General features: G+C 45.1%; 23 protein-coding genes and 1 pseudogene. 13 read left to right on the plus strand and 11 right to left on the minus strand.

The genetic code is table 11. From position 1 onward, the window contains the following. Window position 1: 1 nt before the first annotated feature. From cyoB to envZ, 7 genes are all read left to right on the plus strand, one after another. Window positions 2-1,984, plus strand: coding sequence for a cytochrome o ubiquinol oxidase subunit I (gene cyoB / locus AC19MX_RS12185; RefSeq protein WP_432400699.1), 1,983 nt, complete (start codon window positions 2-4; stop codon window positions 1,982-1,984). Further along, window positions 1,984-2,619: a cytochrome o ubiquinol oxidase subunit III gene (gene cyoC, locus AC19MX_RS12190; protein ID WP_498298343.1), complete on the plus strand. Its 636-nt coding sequence runs from the start codon at window positions 1,984-1,986 to the stop codon at window positions 2,617-2,619. Before cyoB ends, cyoC begins: the two co-directional genes overlap by 1 nt. Next, window positions 2,619-2,948, plus strand: coding sequence for a cytochrome o ubiquinol oxidase subunit IV (gene cyoD, locus AC19MX_RS12195; RefSeq protein ID WP_498298345.1), 330 nt, complete (start codon window positions 2,619-2,621; stop codon window positions 2,946-2,948). Before cyoC ends, cyoD begins: the two co-directional genes overlap by 1 nt. 13 nt (window positions 2,949-2,961) lie before the next feature. Beyond that, entirely contained in the window at window positions 2,962-3,894 is a 933-nt protein-coding gene (gene cyoE / locus AC19MX_RS12200; protein WP_432400705.1) for a heme o synthase, read from the plus strand. Between the two features lie 417 nt (window positions 3,895-4,311). Continuing rightward, window positions 4,312-5,109, plus strand: a complete 798-nt coding sequence (locus AC19MX_RS12205; protein ID WP_498298347.1) for a hypothetical protein — start codon at window positions 4,312-4,314, stop codon at window positions 5,107-5,109. Between the two features lie 117 nt (window positions 5,110-5,226). Beyond that, the gene (gene ompR / locus AC19MX_RS12210; RefSeq protein ID WP_432400709.1) at window positions 5,227-5,952 is read left to right on the plus strand and encodes an osmolarity response regulator transcription factor OmpR; all 726 of its coding nucleotides are present in this window, start codon (window positions 5,227-5,229) and stop codon (window positions 5,950-5,952) included. A 3-nt stretch (window positions 5,953-5,955) separates the two neighbouring features. After that, entirely contained in the window at window positions 5,956-7,290 is a 1,335-nt protein-coding gene (envZ, locus tag AC19MX_RS12215) for a two-component system sensor histidine kinase EnvZ (RefSeq protein ID WP_498298349.1), read from the plus strand. 86 nt (window positions 7,291-7,376) lie between these two features. On the opposite strand, the gene AC19MX_RS12220 is transcribed toward envZ, so the two are convergent. The 7 genes from AC19MX_RS12220 to AC19MX_RS12250 all read right to left on the minus strand — a co-directional run bounded on the left by AC19MX_RS12220 (window position 7,377) and on the right by AC19MX_RS12250 (window position 13,000). Beyond that, the gene (locus AC19MX_RS12220; RefSeq protein WP_432400713.1) at window positions 7,377-7,850 is read right to left on the minus strand and encodes a peroxiredoxin; all 474 of its coding nucleotides are present in this window, start codon (window positions 7,848-7,850) and stop codon (window positions 7,377-7,379) included. A 31-nt stretch (window positions 7,851-7,881) separates the two neighbouring features. Then, entirely contained in the window at window positions 7,882-8,394 is a 513-nt protein-coding gene (locus AC19MX_RS12225; RefSeq protein ID WP_498298351.1) for a DUF2937 family protein, read from the minus strand. Window positions 8,395-8,577: 183 nt separating this feature from the next. After that, window positions 8,578-8,928: a cupredoxin domain-containing protein gene (locus AC19MX_RS12230; RefSeq protein ID WP_498298578.1), complete on the minus strand. Its 351-nt coding sequence runs from the start codon at window positions 8,926-8,928 to the stop codon at window positions 8,578-8,580. A 9-nt stretch (window positions 8,929-8,937) separates the two neighbouring features. Beyond that, window positions 8,938-11,178, minus strand: coding sequence for a heavy metal translocating P-type ATPase (locus tag AC19MX_RS12235; RefSeq protein ID WP_498298353.1), 2,241 nt, complete (start codon window positions 11,176-11,178; stop codon window positions 8,938-8,940). Further along, complete coding sequence (locus AC19MX_RS12240) at window positions 11,178-11,624, minus strand: MerR family transcriptional regulator (protein ID WP_498298355.1); 447 nt, start codon at window positions 11,622-11,624, stop codon at window positions 11,178-11,180. Before AC19MX_RS12240 ends, AC19MX_RS12235 begins: the two co-directional genes overlap by 1 nt. Window positions 11,625-11,875: 251 nt before the next feature. Then, entirely contained in the window at window positions 11,876-11,998 is a 123-nt protein-coding gene (locus tag AC19MX_RS12245) for a hypothetical protein (RefSeq protein WP_498298357.1), read from the minus strand. Window positions 11,999-12,118: 120 nt separating this feature from the next. Then, entirely contained in the window at window positions 12,119-13,000 is an 882-nt protein-coding gene (locus AC19MX_RS12250; protein WP_498298359.1) for a LysR family transcriptional regulator, read from the minus strand. 147 nt (window positions 13,001-13,147) lie between these two features. Between AC19MX_RS12250 and AC19MX_RS12255 the strand changes: the two are divergent. Further along, window positions 13,148-14,339: pseudogene (locus AC19MX_RS12255) on the plus strand (MFS transporter). Window positions 14,340-14,439: 100 nt separating this feature from the next. Here the strand turns inward: AC19MX_RS12255 and AC19MX_RS12260 are convergent. Next, window positions 14,440-15,336, minus strand: coding sequence for a LysR family transcriptional regulator (locus AC19MX_RS12260; protein WP_498298360.1), 897 nt, complete (start codon window positions 15,334-15,336; stop codon window positions 14,440-14,442). A gap of 158 nt (window positions 15,337-15,494) precedes the next feature. Between AC19MX_RS12260 and AC19MX_RS12265 the strand changes: the two genes are divergently transcribed. Together AC19MX_RS12265 and AC19MX_RS12270 are read left to right on the plus strand one after the other, a co-directional pair. Next, the gene (locus tag AC19MX_RS12265) at window positions 15,495-15,941 is read left to right on the plus strand and encodes a DoxX family protein (RefSeq protein WP_498298362.1); all 447 of its coding nucleotides are present in this window, start codon (window positions 15,495-15,497) and stop codon (window positions 15,939-15,941) included. A 100-nt stretch (window positions 15,942-16,041) separates the two neighbouring features. Further along, window positions 16,042-16,737, plus strand: coding sequence for a pirin family protein (locus AC19MX_RS12270; RefSeq protein WP_498298364.1), 696 nt, complete (start codon window positions 16,042-16,044; stop codon window positions 16,735-16,737). Between the two features lie 96 nt (window positions 16,738-16,833). On the opposite strand, the gene AC19MX_RS12275 is transcribed toward AC19MX_RS12270, so the two are convergent. Genes AC19MX_RS12275 through AC19MX_RS12285 form a run of 3 tightly spaced genes read right to left on the minus strand, consistent with a single transcriptional unit; the run spans window position 16,834 to window position 19,043 of the window. After that, entirely contained in the window at window positions 16,834-18,420 is a 1,587-nt protein-coding gene (locus tag AC19MX_RS12275; protein ID WP_498298366.1) for a PepSY-associated TM helix domain-containing protein, read from the minus strand. A gap of 11 nt (window positions 18,421-18,431) precedes the next feature. Continuing rightward, window positions 18,432-18,692, minus strand: coding sequence for a hypothetical protein (locus AC19MX_RS12280; protein ID WP_432400725.1), 261 nt, complete (start codon window positions 18,690-18,692; stop codon window positions 18,432-18,434). A gap of 33 nt (window positions 18,693-18,725) precedes the next feature. Further along, entirely contained in the window at window positions 18,726-19,043 is a 318-nt protein-coding gene (locus AC19MX_RS12285; RefSeq protein ID WP_160052058.1) for a hypothetical protein, read from the minus strand. A gap of 470 nt (window positions 19,044-19,513) precedes the next feature. On the opposite strand from AC19MX_RS12285, the gene AC19MX_RS12290 reads away from it, so the two are divergent. Genes AC19MX_RS12290 through AC19MX_RS12300 form a run of 3 tightly spaced genes read left to right on the plus strand, consistent with a single transcriptional unit; the run spans window position 19,514 to window position 23,601 of the window. Next, on the plus strand, window positions 19,514-20,815 hold the full coding sequence (locus tag AC19MX_RS12290; RefSeq protein ID WP_498298368.1) for a cytochrome c: 1,302 nt from the start codon (window positions 19,514-19,516) through the stop codon (window positions 20,813-20,815). Window positions 20,816-20,834: 19 nt separating this feature from the next. Next, window positions 20,835-21,314, plus strand: a complete 480-nt coding sequence (locus tag AC19MX_RS12295) for a (2Fe-2S)-binding protein (RefSeq protein ID WP_432400729.1) — start codon at window positions 20,835-20,837, stop codon at window positions 21,312-21,314. Continuing rightward, window positions 21,298-23,601 carry a xanthine dehydrogenase family protein molybdopterin-binding subunit gene (locus AC19MX_RS12300; protein ID WP_498298370.1) on the plus strand — a complete coding sequence of 768 codons (2,304 nt, stop codon included), beginning with the start codon at window positions 21,298-21,300 and terminating at the stop codon, window positions 23,599-23,601. Before AC19MX_RS12295 ends, AC19MX_RS12300 begins: the two co-directional genes overlap by 17 nt. The last annotated feature ends 188 nt before the right edge of the window (window positions 23,602-23,789 follow it).

Here is a 23,789-nt window from a genome sequence, read left to right on the forward strand (position 1 = left end):
CATGCCATTTCTTGGAAAATTAACACTCGAGTCTATTCCGTATCACGAACCCATTATTATGGTGACCCTCGCGGCTGTCGCCATTATTGGTGTCATTATTGCAGCTTTAATCACTAAGCATCAAAAATGGGGCGTGCTGTGGCACGACTGGTTAACCTCGGTTGACCATAAAAAACTTGGCATCATGTATATCGTGTTAGCGATGGTGATGCTTATCCGTGGTTTCTCTGACGCGATTATGATGCGAACCCAGCAAGCGCTCGCCACTAATGGCGCTGCGGGGTATTTACCACCAGAACATTACGACCAAATCTTCACCGCCCATGGCGTGATCATGATTATCTTTATGGCAATGCCATTTATGATTGGTTTAATGAACTTGGTCGTACCGCTGCAAATTGGTGCTCGCGATGTCGCGTTCCCATTCTTAAACAATTTCAGTTTTTGGCTAACCACCTCTGGTGCGGTGTTAATTAACATATCGCTAGGACTCGGTGAGTTTGCTAAAACCGGTTGGGTGGCTTATCCGCCATTGTCAGAGCTGGCCTACAGTCCGGGGGTGGGGGTTGATTATTATATCTGGGCCTTGCAAATATCCGGTATAGGGACAACCTTAACCGGGGTGAACTTTATCGCCACTGTGTTAAAAATGCGTGCGCCTGGTATGAAGCTGATGCAAATGCCTATTTTCACTTGGGCTTGTACCTGGGCTAACGTGTTAATCGTTGCATCATTCCCAATTTTAACGGCTTTGTTAGGCATGCTGACCTTAGACCGTTATTTAGATTTCCACTTCTTTACCAACGACGGTGGCGGTAACGCCATGATGTACATCAACCTATTTTGGGCTTGGGGTCATCCTGAAGTGTACATTTTGGTATTACCGGCTTTCGGTATTTTCTCTGAAGTGTTTTCAACCTTCACTTCAAAGCGTTTATTTGGTTACACCTCAATGGTGTGGGCAACGGGTGCGATTTCTGTACTTGGCTTTATTGTGTGGTTACACCATTTCTTTACCATGGGTTCAAGCGCGAATGTTAACGCCTTCTTCGGCGCAATGACCATGGTGATTGCGGTGCCGACTGGGGTAAAACTGTTTAACTGGCTATTTACCATTTATCGCGGCCGTTTACGTTTGACCGTGCCAGTATTGTGGGGCTTAGGCTTTATGGTGACCTTCACCATCGGCGGCATGACCGGGGTATTGTTAGCATTACCAGGGGCCGATTATGTGTTGCATAACAGCTTGTTTTTAATCGCCCATTTCCATAACACCATTATTGGTGGTGCGGTATTTGGCTATATGGCGGGGTTTGCTTACTGGTTCCCTAAAGCGATGGGATTCACGCTTAATGAACGTTTAGGCAAGGCATCTTTTTGGTGCTGGCAAATTGGCTTCTATTTGGCCTTTATGCCGTTGTACGTGCTTGGTTTTATGGGCATGACACGTCGTATTAACCACACAGATAACCCAGCGTGGAACTTCTGGCTTTACTTTGCCGTAGTCGGCGCATTCATCATTCTTGTGGGGATTATTTTACAATTTGTGCAATTGTATGTGAGCTTCCGCGACCGTGAGCAAAACCTCGATACCACAGGCGATCCATGGAATGGCCGTACACTTGAGTGGTCAACCTCTTCACCACCACAGTTTTATAACTTTGCCCAGTTAGATCCCGTAACGGACATTGATACGTTCACCGACATGAAAGAAAAAGGCACTGCCTATCAACGTCGTGAAACCTATCAGCCAATTCACATGCCTAAAAATACTGCCAGCGGTATTACCATGGCTGCGTGTATTACTGCCATGGGCTTTGCGGCGATTTGGCATATTTGGTGGTTAGCCATTGTCGGTTTTGGCGGTACGTTTGTGTTGTTTTTACTGCGCGCTTACGACAATGACGTGGACTATTACGTGCAACCCGATGAAGTCGCACGTATTGAAAATGCACACTTAGATAACGTAGCAAGGGGCCGATAATGAGTATTGCTATTAAAGCAGATTTACACGTAGCTCATTCTGCTGAGCACAATGATCAACACCATGATGATCATCATGACACTAGCGGTAACACCTTGTTCGGTTTTTGGCTTTATCTCATGACCGACTGTATTTTGTTCGCCTCTGTGTTTGCGACTTATGCGGTGTTGTTTATGAATACCGATGGTGGGGTGTCGGGCAAAGATATTTTCGAATTAGACTTCGTGCTTATCGAAACTGCCGCCTTACTGATCAGTAGTATTACTTATGGCTTTGCCATGATTTGCGCAAGACACCAAAAGAAAGCCGCAACATTAACGTGGTTATTAATCACCTTTGCGTTGGGTTGTGTGTTTATCGCGATGGAAGTTTACGAGTTCCATCATTTAATTGAACACGGTAATGGCCCAGATCGCAGCGCGTTTTTATCCGCATTTTTTGCCCTAGTCGGTATGCATGGTTTACATGTTACCGCGGGCTTAATTTGGATGCTGATCATGATGGTTGAAGTGCTTAAAACAGGCTTAACTAATCGCAGCATCACTCGCCTGAGTTGTTTAAGTTTGTTTTGGCATTTCTTAGACATCGTTTGGGTGTGTGTGTTTACCGTAGTTTATTTGTTAGGAGTCTTGTGATGAGCAATGCACATGCAAGCCACGGCGCAGGCGACTTTTCTGCCAGCGTTAAATCATATTTAGTCGGCTTTGTGTTATCGGTTGTCTTAACCGGTATTCCATTTTGGTCGGTGATGACACACCAGTTTGACCACATGACAACACTCTGGGTTGTGGTGATAACGGCGATAGTGCAAATCGTGGTGCACTTGAAATACTTCCTCCATTTAGATTTTTCTAAAGAAGGCAGAATCAATACATTCTCGTTCTTATTCACCGCCTTGATTATTGTCATGGTAGTGGGTTTGTCTGTGTGGATTATCTACGCAGCTAACGAATTGATGATGTAATTAGACAGCTATCATGAATAATCAAGGTCAATCTATGTCAGCACAATTAACCTCACGCTTACGAGGATATGTTCAGGTCACTAAGCCTGGCATCATCATGGGCAATTTAATTTCTGTCGCGGGCGGCTTTTTACTCGCGGCTCAAGGTAATGTTGATTTGACCTTGATGTTCGCCACCATGATAGGTTTGTCTTTGGTGGTGGCGTCGGGTTGTGCGATCAATAATTGCATTGATCGCGACATCGACGCCAAAATGAAGCGTACTCGAAACCGAGTGACCGTTACCGGTGAAATATCGGTACAAGCGGTATTGAGCTTTGGTATTGGTCTGGGTGTTGTCGGCTTTACCATGCTGGCGATATTCACTAATAGTTTAGCGGTGTTATTTGCCGCCATTGGCTATGTGGTTTATGTCGGCGTGTACAGCCTATACATGAAACGCAACTCGGTTTACGGCACCTTAGTTGGCAGTTTTTCGGGAGCCGTGCCACCGGTTGTGGGTTATTGCGCGGTTACCGGGCAAATGGACATGGGCGCGGTCATTTTGCTGCTAATGTTTAGCCTATGGCAAATGCCTCACTCATATGCGATTGCGATTTTTCGCTTTGACGATTATGCCGCGGCCAATATTCCGGTACTACCCGTAGCCCAAGGCATGACTAAAGCTAAATTGCATATCGTGTTGTACATCGCGGTATTTGCGCTAGTGAGTGCACTGCTTCCCTTAGCTGGTTACACAGGTATTGCCTTTATGGCGGTCACCTTTGCGACGAGTTTATGGTGGTTAGCCATGGCATTAAAAGGCTATCGTCGCGACATCAATTTGCAGTCTTGGGCTCGGCAGGTATTTGGATTTTCCATTATCACGATTACCGCATTAAGCGTGACCATGGCATTGGATTTTCAAGTTGCTGCTCAAGTACCATTACTGACTTTAGTACCTTAACCGGTCATCATTATTTGGTTGAACACAAAGCCCGTTAGCCTATGCTGCGGGCTTTTTATTTGCTTATTCAACATTGTTGACTAGGGTTAAAGCTCATTTAAATTACCGTATGAAGTTCGGTCTATACCCAATCAACTTGAAGATCCGTGTTTCAGAGCTTCACCGTGTTTTCAATACTAGGCGCGTTAATGCGGTAATGTAGGTACCTTATAAATTAGCGCAACAACGTAGTGGGAACACGGTGAAACTCCCAAAGGGCAAGTTTTACACGTGTTTATGCTGCGTTATTGATTTTGGAAAGGGAACGACCATTACCCGCAATCAATGCCTTGCCTAAACGCGTGTAAACTCTTGCTGAAATCGAGCATCTTCAGGTTGTTTGGGTATTTACCCACTCTAAAAACATAAAGGGATATTATGTTTACCACGTTAACAACCCAGTTGCTTACTGGCCTCATCAATTCCGCTAACAAACCATTGCGCTTATGCATTCTGTCTTTGATGATGTTCCTAACGTTAGTGGTGCCCGTCAACGCGACAGCGCAAACATTCACCTCGAACAATCAGCACGCGTTATTTGGCAATTGGATTATCGACACCCCAGAGCACATCACCTTACTGCAATTAAACCGTGATTTAAGCTATTTATACATTAATCTCAACCACCTAACGCCGCATAAAAGCGTAGCCGAATGGGGCCGACTCGCTATTGCGCCTAATGGTGTGCGCTTTATGGCCAGTTATAGCAATAATCCGCTATTGGGCCTGGTGGCGTATCAAATTACCCATCCCAAGCTGCATATCGCGCTTGGCGTAGAATCAAAAAAGTTAGTCTTCACTATCGACACTAACGCAGACAGCATTAGCGATGAACAACATGACTATTATGCCTATAAGCACCAATCTATCTTCGGCGTCTGGCATCAATTATCAACACCAGCATTAAGTAGTGTTGTGTTGCTCAGCAGCGGTTATTACGTTTTAGTGAATGTGAACTTACATCAAGACCCTCACATTCATCCGCATAATACCCATTTACAATGGGGCCGCTTTGAAGGACAGCAAGAATTTAGTGAACCTCTTTTTGATAGCCACCCACAACTGACATCCGCATTACCTCTCATGATTTATCACCCTTTGCGCCAACAACTGGCTTTATCTTTTGACCAAGACAAAGACCACATAACAGACCATTTGCTGCTTTTTAAACAATAAAGCGGCATTTACAGCTATTTAGTTACAATTTCTGCTGCAATCAGCTATTCAAATTCAAGTGATTACACTTCATACTGAGCCATTGCTGGTATCAATTTAGTGTTAAAAGGATATTCCATGGGCCAAGAAACCTCTAAGATCCTCGTTGTCGATGACGACATGAGATTACGTTCATTATTAGAACGTTACTTGCTTGAACAAGGCTTTCAAGTACGTAGCGCAGCCAATGCTGAACAAATGGACCGATTACTTGAGCGCGAAAACTTTCACCTTTTAGTACTCGACTTGATGCTACCCGGTGAAGATGGTTTATCGATTTGTCGCCGTTTACGCCAGCAAGAAAACCCAATTCCTATTGTGATGCTCACCGCCAAAGGCGATGAAGTCGACCGTATTATTGGCTTAGAGCTTGGCGCTGATGACTATTTACCTAAACCGTTTAATCCACGTGAGTTATTAGCACGGATTAAAGCGGTAATGCGTCGTCAAACAACTGAAGTACCAGGTGCGCCTGCGCAGCAGGAAGAAATGATTGAGTTTGGTGAGTTTTCACTGAATTTAGCCACGCGAGAGATGTTTCATGGTGATGAAAGCATTGCGCTGACTAGCGGTGAGTTTGCCGTATTAAAAGTGCTGGTTAACCATCCTCGTGAGCCATTATCGCGCGACAAGTTAATGAACCTTGCTCGCGGCCGTGACTACTCTGCCCTTGAGCGATCTATCGATGTACAGGTTTCGCGCTTACGCCGTTTAATTGAAAAAGATGCCGCCAACCCACGTTATATTCAAACGGTTTGGGGTTTAGGTTATGTGTTTGTACCCGACGGCACCACGCGTAAGTAAGTCATGGAACTCAAGTTAAAATGGTGGCAACGCTTCTTACCTCGAAGCGCGTTTAGCCAAACGGTATTGTTGATTGGCAGCTTATTGCTGATCAATCAATTAGTGTCGTATTGGTCGGTCGCCGTTTACTTTATCAAGCCCAGTTACGAGCAAATTAACCAACTGATTGCCCGCCAAATCAACTTATTATTTGTTGATGGCGTGGATGTTGGCCGCGAACATCTCACCATGGTTGATGCCTTAAATGCCAAAGTGCGTGACGATGGCATGACGGTTTACAACCAAAAACAAGCCCAGGAGGCCGGACTCAGCCAGGCCACTTATTACAGCTTTTTGTCTGAACAAATGTCGGTTTATTTGGGCGGCGAAGCTGAAGTTCGTTTTTCTCAGGGTGAAAATCTCGACGTGTGGATTAAGCCGCCTCAAGCCCCCACGCTGTGGATTAAAGTGCCGTTAACCGGCATTAACGAATCTGACTTATCGCCATTAACCTTGTATTTATTGGTGATTGGCGCGCTCAGTGTCGCTGGCGGCTGGTTATTTGCTCGCAGGCAAAACAGGCCATTAAAACGCTTACAAAAAGCCGCGGTTGCGGTGTCTCAAGGCGACTTCCCGCCCACATTACCATTAAGCGGTTCTACCGAAATTGTTGAAGTAACCCATGCGTTTAATCAAATGGCGCATAGCATGAAACAGCTTGAGCAAGACCGTGCCTTACTCATGGCCGGTATCTCCCACGACCTACGCACGCCACTAACCCGCATTCGCTTAGCATCTGAAATGATGGTCGAAGAAGACCAATATTTAAAAGAAGGCATTGTTACCGACATTGAAGACATGGATGCGATTATTAACCAATTTATTGCCTATATTCGTAACGATCGTGAAGGTGTGCGCGAGCCAGATCAAATTAACCGCTTAATCCAGGAAATTAGCCAACAGGAATCTCACCGCGAAGAAACCATAGAGCTGTCGCTGGGCAACTGCCCCGACATTGCCATGAATAGCGTGGCGATTAAACGTGTGCTGAGCAACCTGGTAGAAAATGCGTTTCGTTACGGCAATGGCTGGATAAAAATCAGTTCGTACCATCAGGGTAATGCGGTGTGTTTTAGCGTTGAAGATAATGGCCCAGGCATTGATGAATCTAAGGTTGAGCAGTTATTTCAACCCTTTACTCAAGGTGATTCTGCCCGCGGCAGTGTCGGCTCAGGTTTAGGGCTGGCGATTATTAAGCGAATTGTTGACCGTCATCATGGCAAAGTAAAACTGTCTAACCGCCCTCAAGGTGGCCTCAAAGCTCAGGTTTGGCTGCCATTAATGGATAAAAATCAATAAGATTTGATTGAAACGACGTTAACGCACTCATAAAAAATGGGCGCCACATTGGGCGCCCATCTTTTCAATCTAATTTGAATAGCGACTTACAGTGCAGCCATTACGGCTTCTGCTGTGCTCACTTCAAATGACTTGGCTTGTTCAACATTCAATAATGTCACAACGCCGTTGTCGATAATCATCGCGTAACGTTGTGAACGCACGCCACCAAAACCAGCGGTGTCCATTTCTAGGCCTAGAGCTTTAGTAAAGCTGGCATCGCCGTCTGCAAGCATCATTAATTCAGAGGCATTTTGCGCTTCGCCCCATGCTTTCATCACAAATGCATCGTTTACCGATACACAAGCAATTAGGTCAACACCTTTAGCTTTAAACTCGTCAGCCTGTACCACAAAGCCTGGCAAGTGAGCTTCTGAACAGGTTGGCGTAAATGCACCTGGTACGGCAAATAACACCACTTTTTTACCGGCAAAAAGCTCAGTTACATCGTGATTAACCATACCGTCTTTAGTCAGTTGGCTTAATGTAGCTTTTGGTAAAGATTGTCCTGTAGCGATCATAATCATATTTCCTTAAGGGTGAATAAATGGGTTATTTAGGCGCCAATACTTTACGGCAACCTACATACAAAATAGATAATACTGACTCACATAAAATTGAGATTAACAGCCCAAGTAACATGCCGATGGCAATGGCTTCGGGCTTTAATAAAATCACATGCGAATAGTTGTTCCATACTTCAGCTTGAATGTCTGTTTGCGGTGCAAGGAGCACTTGCTGGTATGGGCTATAACTGTGTTGACGAAAGCGCGTTAATGCATCGGTTAACGCCACGTAACGTTGATAAATCGATTCGATACTTTCGCCACCCGCGCTGAAAACTGGATCGTTATTTTTGCGATAGTGTTGAATAAGCTTACTGATGTCGCCAGCAAAAAAGCGGTCGGCATCGTGTTGAAATTCGGCCAAACTTTGCTTGGCTTCTAGCTGATGTGCTTCTAAGCGTTGACCATATTGATCGACAAAACCAGGAACTTGAATACCAATCAATACGCCACAAACAAACAGCACTAAACGCAGGTAGTCCATTAAATGTTTAATCATGATGTCATCGGTTGAGATAGAGAAAAATTCACAAACGCCACAATATCACCAATTACGCAAGTAAGCATCTTGAATAAACAGATGTTAACTTGCGTAACTGGTAGGCCTTTTTCAAAGCTTATGTGGCTCAGTAGTAAGCATCAAGGTTTTATTGAGCCGACTTAGCTTACCCATTGTCTAGGTTTACTCAACCAGCAAGACGCCTTTATACATCTGCATTTGGCAATGAAATGGATACTCACCTTTGGCTAATGCTGGTAGCGAAATCACCACAGATTTGTCCAGAGGCAGCTCTTCGCTAATGTCTAAGTCAGGAAATAACAAACTGGCGGAGCATCCGGCTTTGTCCTGACGTAAAAAGGTTAATTGTGTCGAAGTATTAGCTGGCACGGTTATTCTTGCCGGAGAGTAAACACCGTCTTTAACCACAATAGCGTTACTTGCTTGATGAGTTGCGGCTTTAGGTTTGTATAACCAAAACCACCAAACGATAAGGGCAATCAATGCCACACAAAATAAGTTAATTAATAGCATCATTCACTCCTAGTGTTGTTGAGGGGTAAAAAAGCGTAAACGATTGGCGTTGCTCACCACAGTTAATGATGAAAATGCCATTGCTGCACCCGCAACTACTGGGTTAAGTAATACGCCAAACACAGGGAATAACACCCCTGCAGCGAGCGGAATACCCGCCATATTGTAAATAAACGCACCGACCAGATTTTGCCTAATGTTGCCTAACGTCGCTTTACTCACCGCGATGGCATCTGCCAAACCGTGTAGCGATCCTCGCATTAGCGTTATATCGGCACTTTCAATCGCCACATCTGTTCCGGTGCCAATAGCAAAGCCAACATTAGCTAAAGCCAGTGCTGGGGCATCATTTATACCATCGCCAGTCATGCCTACGACTTCACCTAAGGCTTGTAATTCGGCCACTTTATTGGCTTTATCTTGTGGTAATACGTCGGCAAAAAAGTCATCTACACCTACTTTTGCTGCCACTGCAGTGGCTGTCGCGTGATTATCTCCGGTAAGCATAATCACTTTAATACCACTACTTTTAAGCCTTGCTATGGCGGCAACAGAATCCGCTTTAATGGGGTCGGCCACCGCAATTACCGCCGCGAGCTCACCGTCGATGGCAAAATACATTGGCGTTTTGGCTTCTGCTGCTAAGGCTTGTGCTTGTTGTTGATATTCGCTCAAAGCAATGCCTTTATCGTGCATTAATTTCTCATTACCAAATAATAACTGAGCCGATTGATACTGAGCTTGAACACCAAATCCTGCAATAGCAGTAAAATTTTCCACATTGAATAAGGTTAATCCCTTATCCGTTGCTGCTTGGACAACAGCTTGCGCAAGTGGATGCTCAGAATGTTGCTCAATACTCGCGGCCAATTGCAATACCTGTTCTTGTTCGCGTCCACTCACAACAATCATATCGGTGATTTTTGGTGCACCTTCGGTAATGGTGCCTGTTTTATCTAAGATCATGGTGGTAATAGTCGACGCAGTTTGCAAAGCCTCACCATTACGAATAAGCACACCATATTCAGCGGCTTTACCCACACCTACCATCACAGACATTGGCGTTGCTAATCCTAGAGCACACGGACAAGCGATAATTAATATTGTCATCGCCGACACTATGGCGTATCCCACTGAAGGTTCAGGTCCAAAATTGAGCCATACCATGGCGCTGACAATGGCAATAATCATCATTGCAGGAACAAAATAGCTCGAAATGACATCTGCCATCCGTCCAATCGGCGGTTTGGAGTTCTGCGCCCGCTTAACCATGGTAATAATGTGCGCCAATGCAGTATCTTTACCGACTCGGGTAGCGGTAAAGGTGAGTGTTCCTAATTTGTTTAATGTGCCTGCGACAACATCATCATTAATACTTTTTTCAACAGGTATAGGTTCACCAGTCAACATCGATTCATCAATAAAGCTGCTGCCCTCAACGACCACACCGTCTACGGGAATTTTTTCACCTGGTCGAACACTGACCTTATCGTTTAATTGCACCAAGGCAATATCAATATCGACCGCTTTACCATTGCGGATCACCCTAGCCGTTTTAGCTTGTAAACCAATTAAACGCTTAATCGCTGCGGAGGTTTTACCGCGTGCCTTGACCTCTAACGCAAGTCCAAGGTTGATTAAACCAATGATCATCGCGGTTGCTTCAAAATAGACATGGCGCGCCATTTCTGGCAATAAATCTGGTGCAAATACCACCACCATAGAGTAAATCCACGCAGTGCCTGTTCCGAGCGCAATTAAGGTATCCATATTGGCACTATGATTAGTAAATGATTTCCATGCGCCAGTATAAAAATGCTTGCCGGAGAAAAACATAATTCCTAAGGTCAGCACACCAATAGCCCCCCAAACCATCTGTTGTATTGGGTTAGTAACGGTCATGTCACCAATAAACAAACCATAAATCATCAGCGGGATACCCACTGCTAATGCGACAATAGTATGTTTTATTAGGCTTTTATAATATATTGCATCAGCCTGTTCTTTTTCATCGATGGCATCTGCACCACCCTGATCGTTAATCACAATCGCGTGATAACCAGCGTTTTCAACGGCCTCAAGCAAATTGGCCACGTCAACATTTCCGGTGACCATGACGCTGCGATCGGCAAAGTTCATTTCTGCTTGGTCAACCTGCGCCACGCTGTTAAGGGCTTTCTCAATTTTGCCAACACAGCTGGCACAACCTGCACCCTCTATCAATAATTGTGTTGTTGTTTGGGTATTCATCACAAAGACTCCTTATCACTAACCTGACAAGGGGTTTCATGGTTTGAATCAAATCCCTCAATCAAGTGGCAAACCATGTTACCGGTGGGTGCCAACGCGGGCAGGTTTTCCCACTCACTTACGGCTTGAGTCAGCTTATTACGTAGCTTTAACGTTTCATTAAACAGTATTTCAGTTTCGGCCAACTTTTGGCTAATAAGCTGCTTCACCATGGTACAAGCGCTTTCACCGTGATCAGTTTTGGAAAAAATCACTTTAATTTCATCCACCGAAAAACCTAAGTTTCTGGCACTCATAATAAATCGCATTCGTGACACTTCTTTGTCACGATAAAACTTATAACCATTGCTAGGCGATTTTGTTGGGGCGAGCAGGCCGATTCGGGTATAAAAACGAATTGTGTCTGTGGTAACGCCCAATAAGGTTGAGAGTTCACTGACTTGCATAATCACTCCTTGGGTAACAACTGTATTGAAAAATAAGATCTACATAAATAAATCTACTTAGCATATGCAACGACTGTAAACCTATGTCTTACACCCACGTCAAGCAGCTAGCAACCCTGAAAATAAAAAACGCCAATATGATCACTCATGTTGGCGTGGATACTTGCTATACAAATCATCTAAAACTGAGTGCGAACTCCCTGGCCACTTAAGCCATTAGCACGTTCGCTAATGGATCATTCGCTGATAGATTATTGATCCCAATCAGGGCTAAAATCTGGCGCAGCTACACGATGATTTCGATCTAATTTATCGATTGCCGCCATGTCTTCAGGCGGAAGCGATAACGCTAATGAGGCCATATTAGCTTGCACATTTACCAGCTTAGTTGACCAGCACTGTGCGCCAACTAACAACAGAAATAAACCGTCAACCAAGCAAATCTGTTTTGCTCTAACTGCAAATATCTACACACGGTTAAATTGAGCCCTTAGTTATAAGGTTAATCTAGGCTGAATAAATTCAATAAATGCTGAGATCCGCCGCGCCACAGTAGATGATTTGTAATACATCGCATTCACTTGCTCGCGATCGCTAACATTAATTTTGTCTTGATTAAGCAAGGCGACTAACCGACCGTCGGCTAAATCGTCGTTAATCATAAAGCCCGACAAACACGCAATACCATTACCGCTTAACGCCAATTGCCGCAACGTTTCGCCATTACTGCTACAGATGCTCGGCATAATTTCCTCGCTACCTTTTAACGGCCACCGGTTAAGCGCTTTTGGCTCGGTAAAACCGAGTAACTCATGACCGCTTAGGTCTGCCACTTTTTGCGGTGCGCCTCGGCGGGCAATGTAGGCTGGTGAGGCCACGATGTGTAAGGCACTCTTGCCTAATGGTCTGGCGTACAAGGTAGAATCGTTTAATTTACCAATACGAATCGCCACATCAGTACGCTTTTCCAGTAAGTCGACATAACCCTCATTTGAAGTGAGCTCTAACATAATATCTGGATACGCCTGCCTAAAATCTTGCATTAACGGCACCAGCTGATGAAACACAAACGGGCTTGCAGCATCTACGCGCAATCGCCCTTGTGGTAACTCACCTCGCTTAACTAACTCATCTTCTGCCCGTTGTAATTGCAGTAAGCCCGTTCTCACCGACTCGACAAATTGCCTACCTTCGTCAGTCAGCTCAATACGCCGGGTGGTGCGGTTTAATATGGTCACCCCAAGCTGCTGCTCAATTTTACTCACCGCGCGCGACACACGGGCCACTTGAATATTTAACGTATTGGCCGCCGCAGAAAAGCCGCCGCTGTCGACCACAGTTAATAAAATATCCAGATCATCTGAGCGAGTCAGCATACACACCTCGGGTTAACGTCAATTACCTTCATTTTACACAAAAGTTATTTGCTAAAGACACTGTTTTTTACAACTCATTTACCGTGAATAATAGCCAGCATTACGCAATACCGACTCATTCACCTTATTAAACCCGAGGAACACATTATGCCGTTAGCCCTACTCGCATTGACGCTAAGCGCCTTTGCAATCGGTACCACCGAATTTGTCATTGTGGGGGTTACTGCCCACCATGGCCCAAGACCTTAATGTTTCATTACCCTCAGCAGGCTTGTTAGTCAGCTTGTATGCCCTAGGTGTTGCGATTGGCGCACAGGTATTAACGGCACTTACAGGTAAATGGAACCGTAAAAACGTGTTATTAACCGTTATGGCGCTGTTTGTGGCAGGTAATGTATTAGCATGGCAAGCCCCGGGTTATGAAACCTTAATTGTCGCACGCATTATTACTGGCCTAGCCCATGGAGTGTTTTTCTCTATTGGCTCAACCATTGCAACCGGATTAGTGCCTAAAGAAAAAGCTGCCAGCGCCATTGCAATTATGTTTACCGGTTTAACTGTCGCATTGGTGACAGGCGTGCCCTTAGGTACCTATATTGGCCAAACATTTGGTTGGCAAGCCACCTTTTTAGCGGTAGCGATATTAGGCTTTATTGCGTTGATAGGCAGCAGTTTATTGGTACCAAACAATTTACAGCAGCCTGCGGCCACTAAAATATCCACTCAACTTAAGGTATTAACTCAGCCACGATTATTATTAGTGTATGCCATTACCGCATTAGGCTACGGCGGCACCTTTGTCGCGTTTACATTTTTAGCACCCATTTTAGAGCAAGTGTCAGGCTTTGAGTCTCATGCGATTGGTCTGATTATGTTGGTTTATGGCGTGTCAGTGGCTATCGGTAATATTTGGGGCGGTAAAATGGCCGACAAGTTAGGCCCAATCAAAGCGCTGAGTATCATTTTTACCGGTTTAGCCGCCATTTTAGTGGTATTTAACTTTACTGCGGTTAACCCTATTGCAGCAGTTATCACCATTTTAGTGTGGGGCGCATTTGCATTTGGTAATGTACCAGGATTACAAGTTTATGTGGTTAAACTGGCGCAAGAGCATACACCTAACGCAGTTGATGTGGCATCTGGCCTCAATATTGCCGCATTTAATGTGGGTATTGCACTGGGTGCCTGGGGCGGCGGATTAATCGTTGAGCAAGCAGGCTTAATGCATACCCCATGGGTTGGCGCGGTGATTGTATTGTTAGCATTAGCGTTAACCCGCTACAGTGGCTCGCTAGACAATAAAACCAATAACACTGCGGTATCTCAGGCAGCGGCATAATAGTTATTTCTGAGCTAGAGGTCGTTAAATCAGGGCATAGATATATACCTATATGCCCTTGATTCTTTTCAGCTTTAGTAAAAAAAAGCTTGAGCTCAGGTTAACTTAATCCCCAATCAATTTTTGGTAAATGCTCAATAAACCACTCAAACCCGCGGCCTTGGTGCTCTTTATGCCAGGCAAGATATAAGCTCTGGTTAGGACGTGGGATTGAGCATTGTTTTTCAATTAACTCACCGCTGTCGAAATAACATTGCACCATGTGCCGCGGTAAAAAACCAATCCCCAAACCTTGTCGCTGTGCCGCTATTTTGGTTTCCATGGTGTTAACTCTAATGACTTGCTTGCTTTGAAATAAGCCACTACTGCGTGTCGGCAACACTTGCGCAGTATCGGCCACCACAACTGAGGCGTATTCGGTGAGTTTGTCGGCGGCTAATACCTCATCAACAAACGCCAATGGATGATGAGGCGCCACTGCAAATACAAATTCAATCTCGCCTATTTTGTGGGTTTGAAATACACCTCTAGGTAATTCGCCAGAGGCACCAATCACAATGTCTGCGCGGCGACTGTGTAAGGCATCCCAACCACCACCCACAGCTTCCACATCGATACTAATGTCTACCGAGTGTTCGAGCTGATTAAATTGCTCGATTAACTGAAACAACGGCGCTTGAGGAATAACCGTATCGCGCGACAATCTAATTTCACTTTCCCAGCCGGACTCTAATTGCTGCACGGAATCAATCAGTCGATTAGTGGCCAGCAATATCTGACGCCCTTGCTCTAATACAATTTTACCTGCTGGGGTGAGCTGTGCTTTTTGTTTTGTCCGGTCAAATAACGCTGTGCCCATGTCATCTTCAAGTTTTTTGATGGTGTAGGTTAATGCTGACGGCACTCGATACAAGGATGCCGCTGCAGCTGCAAAACTCCCCTTGCGCTCAATGGCGTCCAGGGCCCGCAATGCATCGATGGTAATCGCATGGTGCATGAATTCATCCTTATTCAAAAAATTTGAACTATTAACTCAGTTTATTCCGATTTTTTATTCGATCAAGTCTCAATATACTCATTATCAATCGGTGAGGCAGCGTTATTTACGCTTACCACCAGCCAAATAACAGTTTAAAAATATTGAGGATACAAACCATGAAAGCACTGATTAAACGCATTACACACTCTACTGCAGATTTTAGCACATTGGCATTGCGTGTGCCTGTAGGGATTATATTTATGGCCCACGGCGCCCAAAAATTATTTGGTTGGTTTGGCGGTTATGGCCTAGAAGGTACTGGGCAATGGATGGCGTCAATGGGAATGGAACCTGGTGTGTTAATGGCCTTTATGGCAGGCAGTGCTGAGTTCTTTGGTGGCTTATTTATTTTACTCGGTTTACTGACTCGTCCAGCGGCTGTAGCACTTGCCTTTACCATGGTGATTGCCATTGCCAGTGTTCACCTAAGCAACGGCTTATTTATGTCTAACAACGGTTATGAGTATGCTTTGGCTTTATTAGCCGCCAGCGTGTCATTGGCTTTATCGGGTTCGGGTAAAGCAGCGCTTGATAACGCGCTTACCACTCGATTAGCTAAATAACCTCAGAGCAAGTTAGCAAACCCAAATTTCGATCAATACCAATCAGATCAAAACACACATCTGATTGGTATAAACATATATTAAGCGTTAGGAGAACATCATGATCACTATACGTCCTGCAAGCGAGCGCGGCACCGCCAATTTTGGTTGGTTAGACAGTAAACACAGCTTCTCATTTGGCAGTTATTATGACCCAGAGCATATGGGATTCTCAGCCTTGCGAGTCATTAACGATGACAGCGTAACGCCCGGTGCAGGATTTGCCACTCACGGCCATCGTGACATGGAAATCATCAGCTATGTGCTCGAAGGTTCAATTGCCCATAAAGACAGTGAGGGTAACGTTGAAGTATTGCCTGCTGGTGAATTCCAGCTTATGTCTGCCGGCAGCGGTATCACTCACAGTGAATACAATGCGTCTAAAACCGAGCCATTGAAGTTTTTACAGATTTGGATCCAGCCCAATACCTTAGGTAATACGCCAGGGTATCAGCAAAAAAACTTTGGCCAAGCTCTGGGATTAACCACCATTGCGACGCCAACGGGTGAAAATGACACCTTACACATCAAGCAAAATGCGACGTTATCACAATTGATTTTAGCGCCGCATTCAGAGCTGACTTACACGATTGCCGCTGACAGACAGGTCTATGCACATCAAGTGGTCGGTGAGCTGAAAATCGAGTCAGAAAGACTCACTGCCGGTGATGGAGCAAAGATAACAGGTCAACAAACGATAACCTTTAAAAACACTCAAGACGACCAGTCTACTGCAATTATCTTTGATTTACCTTAATACTCAAAACCCTGTTGCCTGTGATAGTGTTATCGCAGGCTACAGCCTTTTTCCTAATCTCATTTCATCCTCCCCATTAACTCAGCACTCATGCTTTTAATTAATAAGGGGCTGACCAATATTATCAGTGGCACTACCTTGCTGCGCATCTCTTAGCTTTAGTGCACTAAACACGCCAATAGCAGCCATTAAGCCCATCGCCACTTGCACGCCTATCACTGCAGTAAAGCCGTTTTGCCACAGAGTAATAATCTGCTCAGCAAACATCAGCCAATCGGCTATCAATGTTATTAATAACAGTGCACTAGTAAGCAATAATAAGCGGCTAATATGGCGTTTAACATTGCCAATGTTAATACTCACTAACATGGTCGCTAACAAAGCCAGTACAAAGCAGACAACAAGCCAATCACCGCGGGCTGGCAACGTGGCAGGTAACACTCGCTCACATAAAAAGCCAACCGCTGTGGCCACAATAATGCCACCACATCCACCTATAGTGACGGCAATTGCAATGGCAATACTGCGCGGCGAAGAATGACGCTGGGTGCGGCGTTTATTAATCCACAACATATTGCCTGCCACAATCATCGCACTAATGGCCATGGCTAAAATGAAGTATAAAATCCGCACATCCATACCGGCAAAATCACCAAAATGCAGCGTCACTAACACATCGCGTCCCTGGCGGAATACATTGTATTGTTCGGCATTGACCTTATCGACCACGGCACCATTAGCAATACGGTAAGTCACTTCATCACGCTGGGCAAAACTGGCGGTATCACTACCACGAATTTGCACTAATGCATTGTCGGCACCGTAATGATGAAAAATCACATTACGTAATTCAAAATTTTCTTGCTGCCGAGTCTCTTCAATTAGCTTAAAGGCATTGCCCATCGCCATTGGTGTTTGGCTGCGAGGCTCAACCACTCGTTTAAAGCCTGCATCATTAAACAAGGCTTGTTGATCGCCTTGGTAAATAAACATCGCAAACGCCAATTGAAACACAATGGCTAAATTTAGCACCAGGCCACTTAAGGCATACATTAAGGTAAACGGCAGCGTCATGACGCCTACCACTGTGTGTAAATCTAATAGATTATCGCGTCTCTGCTTATCTACCCGGTACTGAAAAAAGTGTTTAAACAGTTTACGGGCATGAATAAACACCCCAGAGATTAGGGCAAACAAAAAGACTAATGTCACCATCCCGATGAGGTAGCTTCCACCGGGTAAATGAAGGTTGTAATGCAGTCGATAAATAAATTGCGATAACAAGAAGTCATCTTTACCCGCAACCGTTTCACCGGTTTTAGGATCCACCAGAATGGCTAAAGATTGACGGCCACTTTCTGCGGCATCGTCGAGCACTTCCATATAAAAAATATAATAAGGCACTAATGAGGTGGGCATATTGATCCGAAAACGCCCTTGTTGATCAACCGGATATTCTGCCCGCTTTTGTTCAACTAAGCTGCCAAGCGGTATGTCTTGCTGACTACTTTGCACTGGGTGATGTGGCGTAATAGCCCACTGTGCCACTTCGTCATGGAACAGTGTGATTGCACCGGCCCAAAATACGATAAACAGTAATGGCGAAATGATCAGTCCAAGCCAACTGTGGGCTTCGACGAGGTTTTTAATCAGTTTATGTGGGGCGTTAGCGCGAGGATTCATTGAAGACTTCATTAATAAACAGGAATATAAAACAACAACACATTGGCAACAGCAGTGACGACAAACCATTTACCACAGACAATACTGGCCGCTTTAGCAGTATTACGGCTGTAGCAATACGCCATCACCGCCACCCATAAGCAAAAGCCCAACAGCATGCCAATAAACAGTTTGGTATCTACCGCTAACGGCAACAAACGAAACACTATTAACACCAGGCAGACAGCCAGTAATAACCCCCAAGCAAAAGCTGCAAGCGACTTTAACCACATTTGATTTAACCTTACTGAATCCTGAGCGACGGGTTATTTAACGCCAACCAACATAATGCTGACAAATAAGGCGAAACCGAACGAACTCACCCACATACTGCGGCCTTTGAAGTGTGCGGCTAGCAACACCAACATCATCCACATGGTCATCACACAGATAACAACTAACAAACAAGCCACCAGCAAACTGTAGGTATGGCTAAAGCCCCACACAGCAAATAACATGGCTGCACAACCTAGGCTCCACGCGAGTAGTTTAGGAAACGGTAGGCTTATAAGTTGCTGCTTATCAGACGCTAAATAAGCAAACAAACACCCTACCCATAAAGAAGAAACGCTAATAAGTTCCATGTTTAGCCAACTCGCCAATACAAATGATAATAGTTTTCATTATCGTAAATTGTTCAGTTAAACACAAGTCGATAATGTAAAAGCGAATGTAAACATAGCGTAAAGCGTTATAAGGCTAGACCAACATCGAATAGCGCGGTAAGTCTTTAATGCCGATAATAACCAAATTGATTGAATGTTCAGCTAAATGATAACGCAGCCTATTAATGCGATTGATGTAACATCGCTAAAACGAATGAAATCGATTACTAAACAATGAATTAACATCTTTGCTGCAATCATTGAATCTCATATATTCTGAGTTAAATATGCTGTATTATTTTTATCTAATCAACGGTTAATATTACCGCTGGACAAAGCGATATGCATTGCTAAGCTTAAATATTAAACAAAGGTTTATACAGGGAATGTTTGATGAGATATTCCCTTCTTTTATATCATTTTTACTTAAAACAATAAGGCAATAAAATATGCTAAAACGCATCGTGTACAGCGTTTGTGGCGCAGCAATTGTAGGACTAGGCTTATTCATTCTTTATGCTTGGCAACCCGCGATAGATCCTGTCACCTCTCCAGCACTCAGCAACTATTCTCCAGAAGTTATCGAACAAGGTAAAACCTTGGCTGCCGCGGGCTACTGCAGCACCTGTCATACGCCACCTGGCGGCACCGCTTATGCGGGTAACTATGAAATGCACACCGAATTTGGCACCATTTACTCAAGCAATATCACCCCAGATGTTGAAACAGGTATAGGGAGTTGGTCAGAAGAAGCCTTTACTCGTGCAATGCGTACGGGCGTTAGCCGTGATGGGCACCATTTATTACCTGCATTCCCGTACGAACATTTTAATAAAATGACCGACGCTGACATTAGCGCTATTTATGCCTATATCATGACGTCTGTGCCGGCGGTAAACCAAGTCAAAAAAGACAATGGTATTCCGTTCCCACTTAATATCAGCATGCTGCAAGCGGGTTGGAAATTACTCTTTGCCGATACCGATTCGTTTAAGCCCAATAGCGCTAAGTCAGCAGAGTGGAATCGCGGCGCCTACCTTGCGGAAGGTATCGCCCACTGCGGTGCATGCCATACTCCCCGTAATGCATTAGGCGGTGAGCAATACGCACAAATGTATCAAGGCGCGCCAATCGATGGTTGGATAGCACCGTCTTTAACCTCAACCAGCACCTCACCCATTCCGTGGAGATCGCAAGATTTTTACGAATATCTCACCACAGGTAATTCGAAATATCACGGTAGCGCCGCAGGCCCAATGGCACCAGTAATGCATAAAGGTTTATCAGCACTGCCAGACAGCGACATGCAAGCAATCAGTGGTTACTTTGCCGACCTTGCGCGCACTAACGATACAGACGAGCCAGACACTAGCACCACCTTACAAGCTGCCATCGCGGCGCAGCATACTCAACCTAATCAACAAGTCGAAGAAGGAGCACGCTTATATGACACAGCCTGCCAAGCCTGTCACTACAGTAGCGACAAGCTCGTTAAGGGCCGACCACTACTGACGATAGGTTCTGCAACACATTTAGATGATCCAACCAACCTTATCAACGTAATACTCGATGGCGTCAGAGCAGATCAAGGGATCAGCGGTATTGTAATGCCTGGTTTTCGCGATGCATTGAGTGATGAAGACATTAGCGCAATTGCAGCTTATTTGCGTCAATCAGCTGGGGAAAACACCTGGCCAACACTACAACAGAAAGTGGGCGAGATCCGAAATCAACCCCGATTTGAGCACTAATTCACTGGAGAAGTGACCAATGGCAAAATTTATTTTAAACGGCAAACCGATGACTGCCGACGTGGAAAGCGATACCCCGCTACTGTGGGTTATTCGTGATGAACTCGATATGACCGGCACCAAGTTTGGTTGTGGTATTGGTACATGCGGCGCCTGTACCGTCCATGTTGGCGGCCGTGCAACACGTTCATGTATTACCCCAATATCGTCTGTAGAAGGTGCTGAAATCACCACGATTGAAGGACTATCTGAAAAAGGCGATCATCCTTTGCAAATTTCTTGGCAAAAACTGCAAGTACCACAATGTGGTTACTGTCAGTCGGGCCAAATTATGCAAGCGGCAGCATTGTTAAAAGATATTCCAGAACCTTCAGACAAAGATATTGACGCTGTGATGGGCGGAAACCTATGTCGCTGTATGACCTACGTGCGTATCCGTAGCGCCATTCATGAAGCCGCAACCTCAATCAAGGAGAGCAACGATGAGCAGACTGCCTAAACGTGGATCGGCTGGCATGACCCGCCGCGGTTTTTTAATTGCCATGACCGCGGTCGGCGTCAGCTTTGGTTTTCCGCGCCACTTGATGGCGGCGATGGATCCTGCTAGCCCAGACGGCAAAGTATTACCAACAGAAGGTGATATTTATGAACCGTCTTTATGGTACTCAATCGACACTGCTGGCAAAATCAAAGTCAACATTATGCGCTCAGAAATGGGCCAACATGTAGGTACGGCTATTGCGCGTATTCTTGCTGACGAATTAGAAGCCTCGTGGGATGATATTGAAATAATCCACGTAGACAGTGATCCACGTTGGGGTTACATGGTCACCGGTGGTAGTTGGTCTATTTCACAAAGCTGGCCTGTGTATCGCCAGGCGGGTGCTGCGGGTCGAACTGCATTAATTGAAGCAGCCGCTAAAAAATGGGGCATTGCGCCTGCTGACTGTAAAGCCAGTAACGGCAAAGTGGTATCAAGCAAAGGCGAATTGTCGTTTGGCGAATTGGTCAAAATGGGCTTAACCCGCCAATTTACCGAAGAAGAACTCAAGCAACTGCCGCTTAAACCCAATGCTGATCTTAAATTAGTTGGCCAGCAAGTCACCTCGCTTGATATCGCCAATAAAACCAATGGTAAAACCGTATTTGGTATCGACGCTAAAGTTGATGGCATGGTGTACGCTAACCCAATTTTACCGCCAACACGTTATGGCTCAAAAGTGGTTAAGTTTGACGACTCAGCCGCCAAAGCGATTAAAGGCTATCAACAAACTATCGTGTTAGACGATGCCAGTGGCAGTGTACCAGGTTGGTTAATGGTTATTGCTAGCAGCTTTTTTGCCGCACAAAAAGCCTCAAAATTAGTCAAAGTGACCTGGGATGCAGGCGAAACCGCTAATGTGTCTGAAGCCGATATTATTGCTCATGGCAAAAAGTTACTTAGCGACGCCAGCAAAGGCGGCATTTTAGACACAGGTAATGTTGAAACTGAGCCAGCTTTTGCCAGTGCTAAAAGCACCATCGCCGAAGAATACATCACCAGCACCGTACTGCATGCGCAAATGGAGCCATTAAATGCCCTGGTATTTAAAAATCCAGATGGTATTTGGGAAGTGCATTCAGGTTGTCAGTGGCAATCACTTACCCTACCTGTGTTAGCGACTGCATTAGGTGAAGACGAAGCTAACATTGTTATTCGTAGCTACATGTTAGGTGGTGGTTTTGGCCGCAGACTTAACGGCGACTACACCATTCCAGCGGCATTAACCTCTAAAGCATTAGGCGGTAAACCGGTTAAAATGGTGATGATGCGTCCGCAAGATATGCTGTTTGACAGTGCACGTTCTGCCTCAGTACAGCAATTAAAAATGGCGTTCGATGATAAAAAAGCCGTTACCGCCATGGAACATCACGCAACTGCTGGTTGGCCAACACAAGTATTAGCTCCAGGCTTTATGCCTAAAGGCGTTAATGGTCAGCCATTTGATCCGTTCTCAATTGCTGGTGCCGATCACTGGTACAGCGTAGGCGCACAAAAAGTGCGGGCGGTGTCTAACGACTTAGCCATTGCCACTTTTAGACCGGGTTGGTTACGTTCAGTCGGGCCGGGTTGGACGGGCTGGGCGGTTGAAAGCTTTATGGATGAAGCCGCGCATCATGCTGGTAAAGATCCACTGCAATTCCGTCTCGACATGCTAATCGCCGAAGGCCGTAACGCGGGTACCACACCTGTTGCTGCTGGCGGCGCTGCTCGTCAGGCTGCTGTACTTAAAAAAGTCGCTGAAATGATTGAGTGGGGTAAGCCACAAGCCGAAAACACCGGTTTAGGGATTGCATCCACCTTTGGTCAAGAACGCGATATGCCTACCTGGGTGGCTTGTGCCGTTCAAGTGCATGTAGACAAAGCCCGTGGCAGCATTGATGTACAAAAACTGTATATTGCGATTGATGCCGGGATTATTGTTGACCCTAATGGTGCTGAAGCACAGTGTCAGGGCGCGGCATTATGGGGCTTATCGATGGCAATTCATGAAGGCACCGAGCTGCTTAATGGCCAGTATAAAGACTCAAACTTTGATACTTATACACCAATACGTATCGGCCAAACGCCAGAGATAAAGATTGAGTTTATCCCGAGCACTCAGCCACCTTCAGGCTTAGGTGAACCCGCGGTGACGCCAGTTGCACCAGCCATTGCTAACGCAATCTATCAAGCCGTTGGCGTACGTTTACGCAAGCTACCAATGAAGCCAAACGATCTTAAAAGCAAACTGACTAGCATTTAATATGGTTTAGCAGCTTGAATAAGTAACACCCAAAAAGCCCGACTATGATGAAATAGTCGGGCTTTTTTATGCCTGCAATATTTCTTTTATCAACCGCAAGACTAAACTTATCAACCGTAAGACTGACGAAGAAAATAATTTATTTATATTATGACTTTTAAAAAATCAATAAAAACAGCTACAAAAAA

The organism is Shewanella sp. MF05956, from assembly GCF_059758055.1.

Bases quoted from the DNA above. Each gene is read 5' to 3' on its own strand.
- ompR (WP_432400709.1), top strand. From the start codon at position 5,227: ATGGGCCAAGAAACCTCTAAGATCCTCGTTGTCGATGACGACATGAGA.
- cyoC (WP_498298343.1), top strand. From the start codon at position 1,984: ATGAGTATTGCTATTAAAGCAGATTTACACGTAGCTCATTCTGCTGAG.
- AC19MX_RS12275 (WP_498298366.1), bottom strand. From the start codon at position 18,420: ATGAATCCTCGCGCTAACGCCCCACATAAACTGATTAAAAACCTCGTC.
- cyoD (WP_498298345.1), top strand. From the start codon at position 2,619: ATGAGCAATGCACATGCAAGCCACGGCGCAGGCGACTTTTCTGCCAGC.
- cyoB (WP_432400699.1), top strand. From the start codon at position 2: ATGCCATTTCTTGGAAAATTAACACTCGAGTCTATTCCGTATCACGAA.
- AC19MX_RS12240 (WP_498298355.1), bottom strand. From the start codon at position 11,624: ATGCAAGTCAGTGAACTCTCAACCTTATTGGGCGTTACCACAGACACA.
- AC19MX_RS12205 (WP_498298347.1), top strand. From the start codon at position 4,312: ATGTTTACCACGTTAACAACCCAGTTGCTTACTGGCCTCATCAATTCC.
- AC19MX_RS12260 (WP_498298360.1), bottom strand. From the start codon at position 15,336: ATGCACCATGCGATTACCATCGATGCATTGCGGGCCCTGGACGCCATT.
- AC19MX_RS12230 (WP_498298578.1), bottom strand. From the start codon at position 8,928: ATGCTATTAATTAACTTATTTTGTGTGGCATTGATTGCCCTTATCGTT.
- AC19MX_RS12285 (WP_160052058.1), bottom strand. From the start codon at position 19,043: ATGGAACTTATTAGCGTTTCTTCTTTATGGGTAGGGTGTTTGTTTGCT.
- AC19MX_RS12250 (WP_498298359.1), bottom strand. From the start codon at position 13,000: ATGCTGACTCGCTCAGATGATCTGGATATTTTATTAACTGTGGTCGAC.
- AC19MX_RS12280 (WP_432400725.1), bottom strand. From the start codon at position 18,692: ATGTGGTTAAAGTCGCTTGCAGCTTTTGCTTGGGGGTTATTACTGGCT.
- AC19MX_RS12295 (WP_432400729.1), top strand. From the start codon at position 20,835: ATGGCAAAATTTATTTTAAACGGCAAACCGATGACTGCCGACGTGGAA.
- AC19MX_RS12270 (WP_498298364.1), top strand. From the start codon at position 16,042: ATGATCACTATACGTCCTGCAAGCGAGCGCGGCACCGCCAATTTTGGT.
- AC19MX_RS12225 (WP_498298351.1), bottom strand. From the start codon at position 8,394: ATGATTAAACATTTAATGGACTACCTGCGTTTAGTGCTGTTTGTTTGT.
- AC19MX_RS12235 (WP_498298353.1), bottom strand. From the start codon at position 11,178: ATGAATACCCAAACAACAACACAATTATTGATAGAGGGTGCAGGTTGT.
- AC19MX_RS12220 (WP_432400713.1), bottom strand. From the start codon at position 7,850: ATGATCGCTACAGGACAATCTTTACCAAAAGCTACATTAAGCCAACTG.
- envZ (WP_498298349.1), top strand. From the start codon at position 5,956: ATGGAACTCAAGTTAAAATGGTGGCAACGCTTCTTACCTCGAAGCGCG.
- cyoE (WP_432400705.1), top strand. From the start codon at position 2,962: ATGAATAATCAAGGTCAATCTATGTCAGCACAATTAACCTCACGCTTA.
- AC19MX_RS12265 (WP_498298362.1), top strand. From the start codon at position 15,495: ATGAAAGCACTGATTAAACGCATTACACACTCTACTGCAGATTTTAGC.
- AC19MX_RS12300 (WP_498298370.1), top strand. From the start codon at position 21,298: ATGAGCAGACTGCCTAAACGTGGATCGGCTGGCATGACCCGCCGCGGT.
- AC19MX_RS12290 (WP_498298368.1), top strand. From the start codon at position 19,514: ATGCTAAAACGCATCGTGTACAGCGTTTGTGGCGCAGCAATTGTAGGA.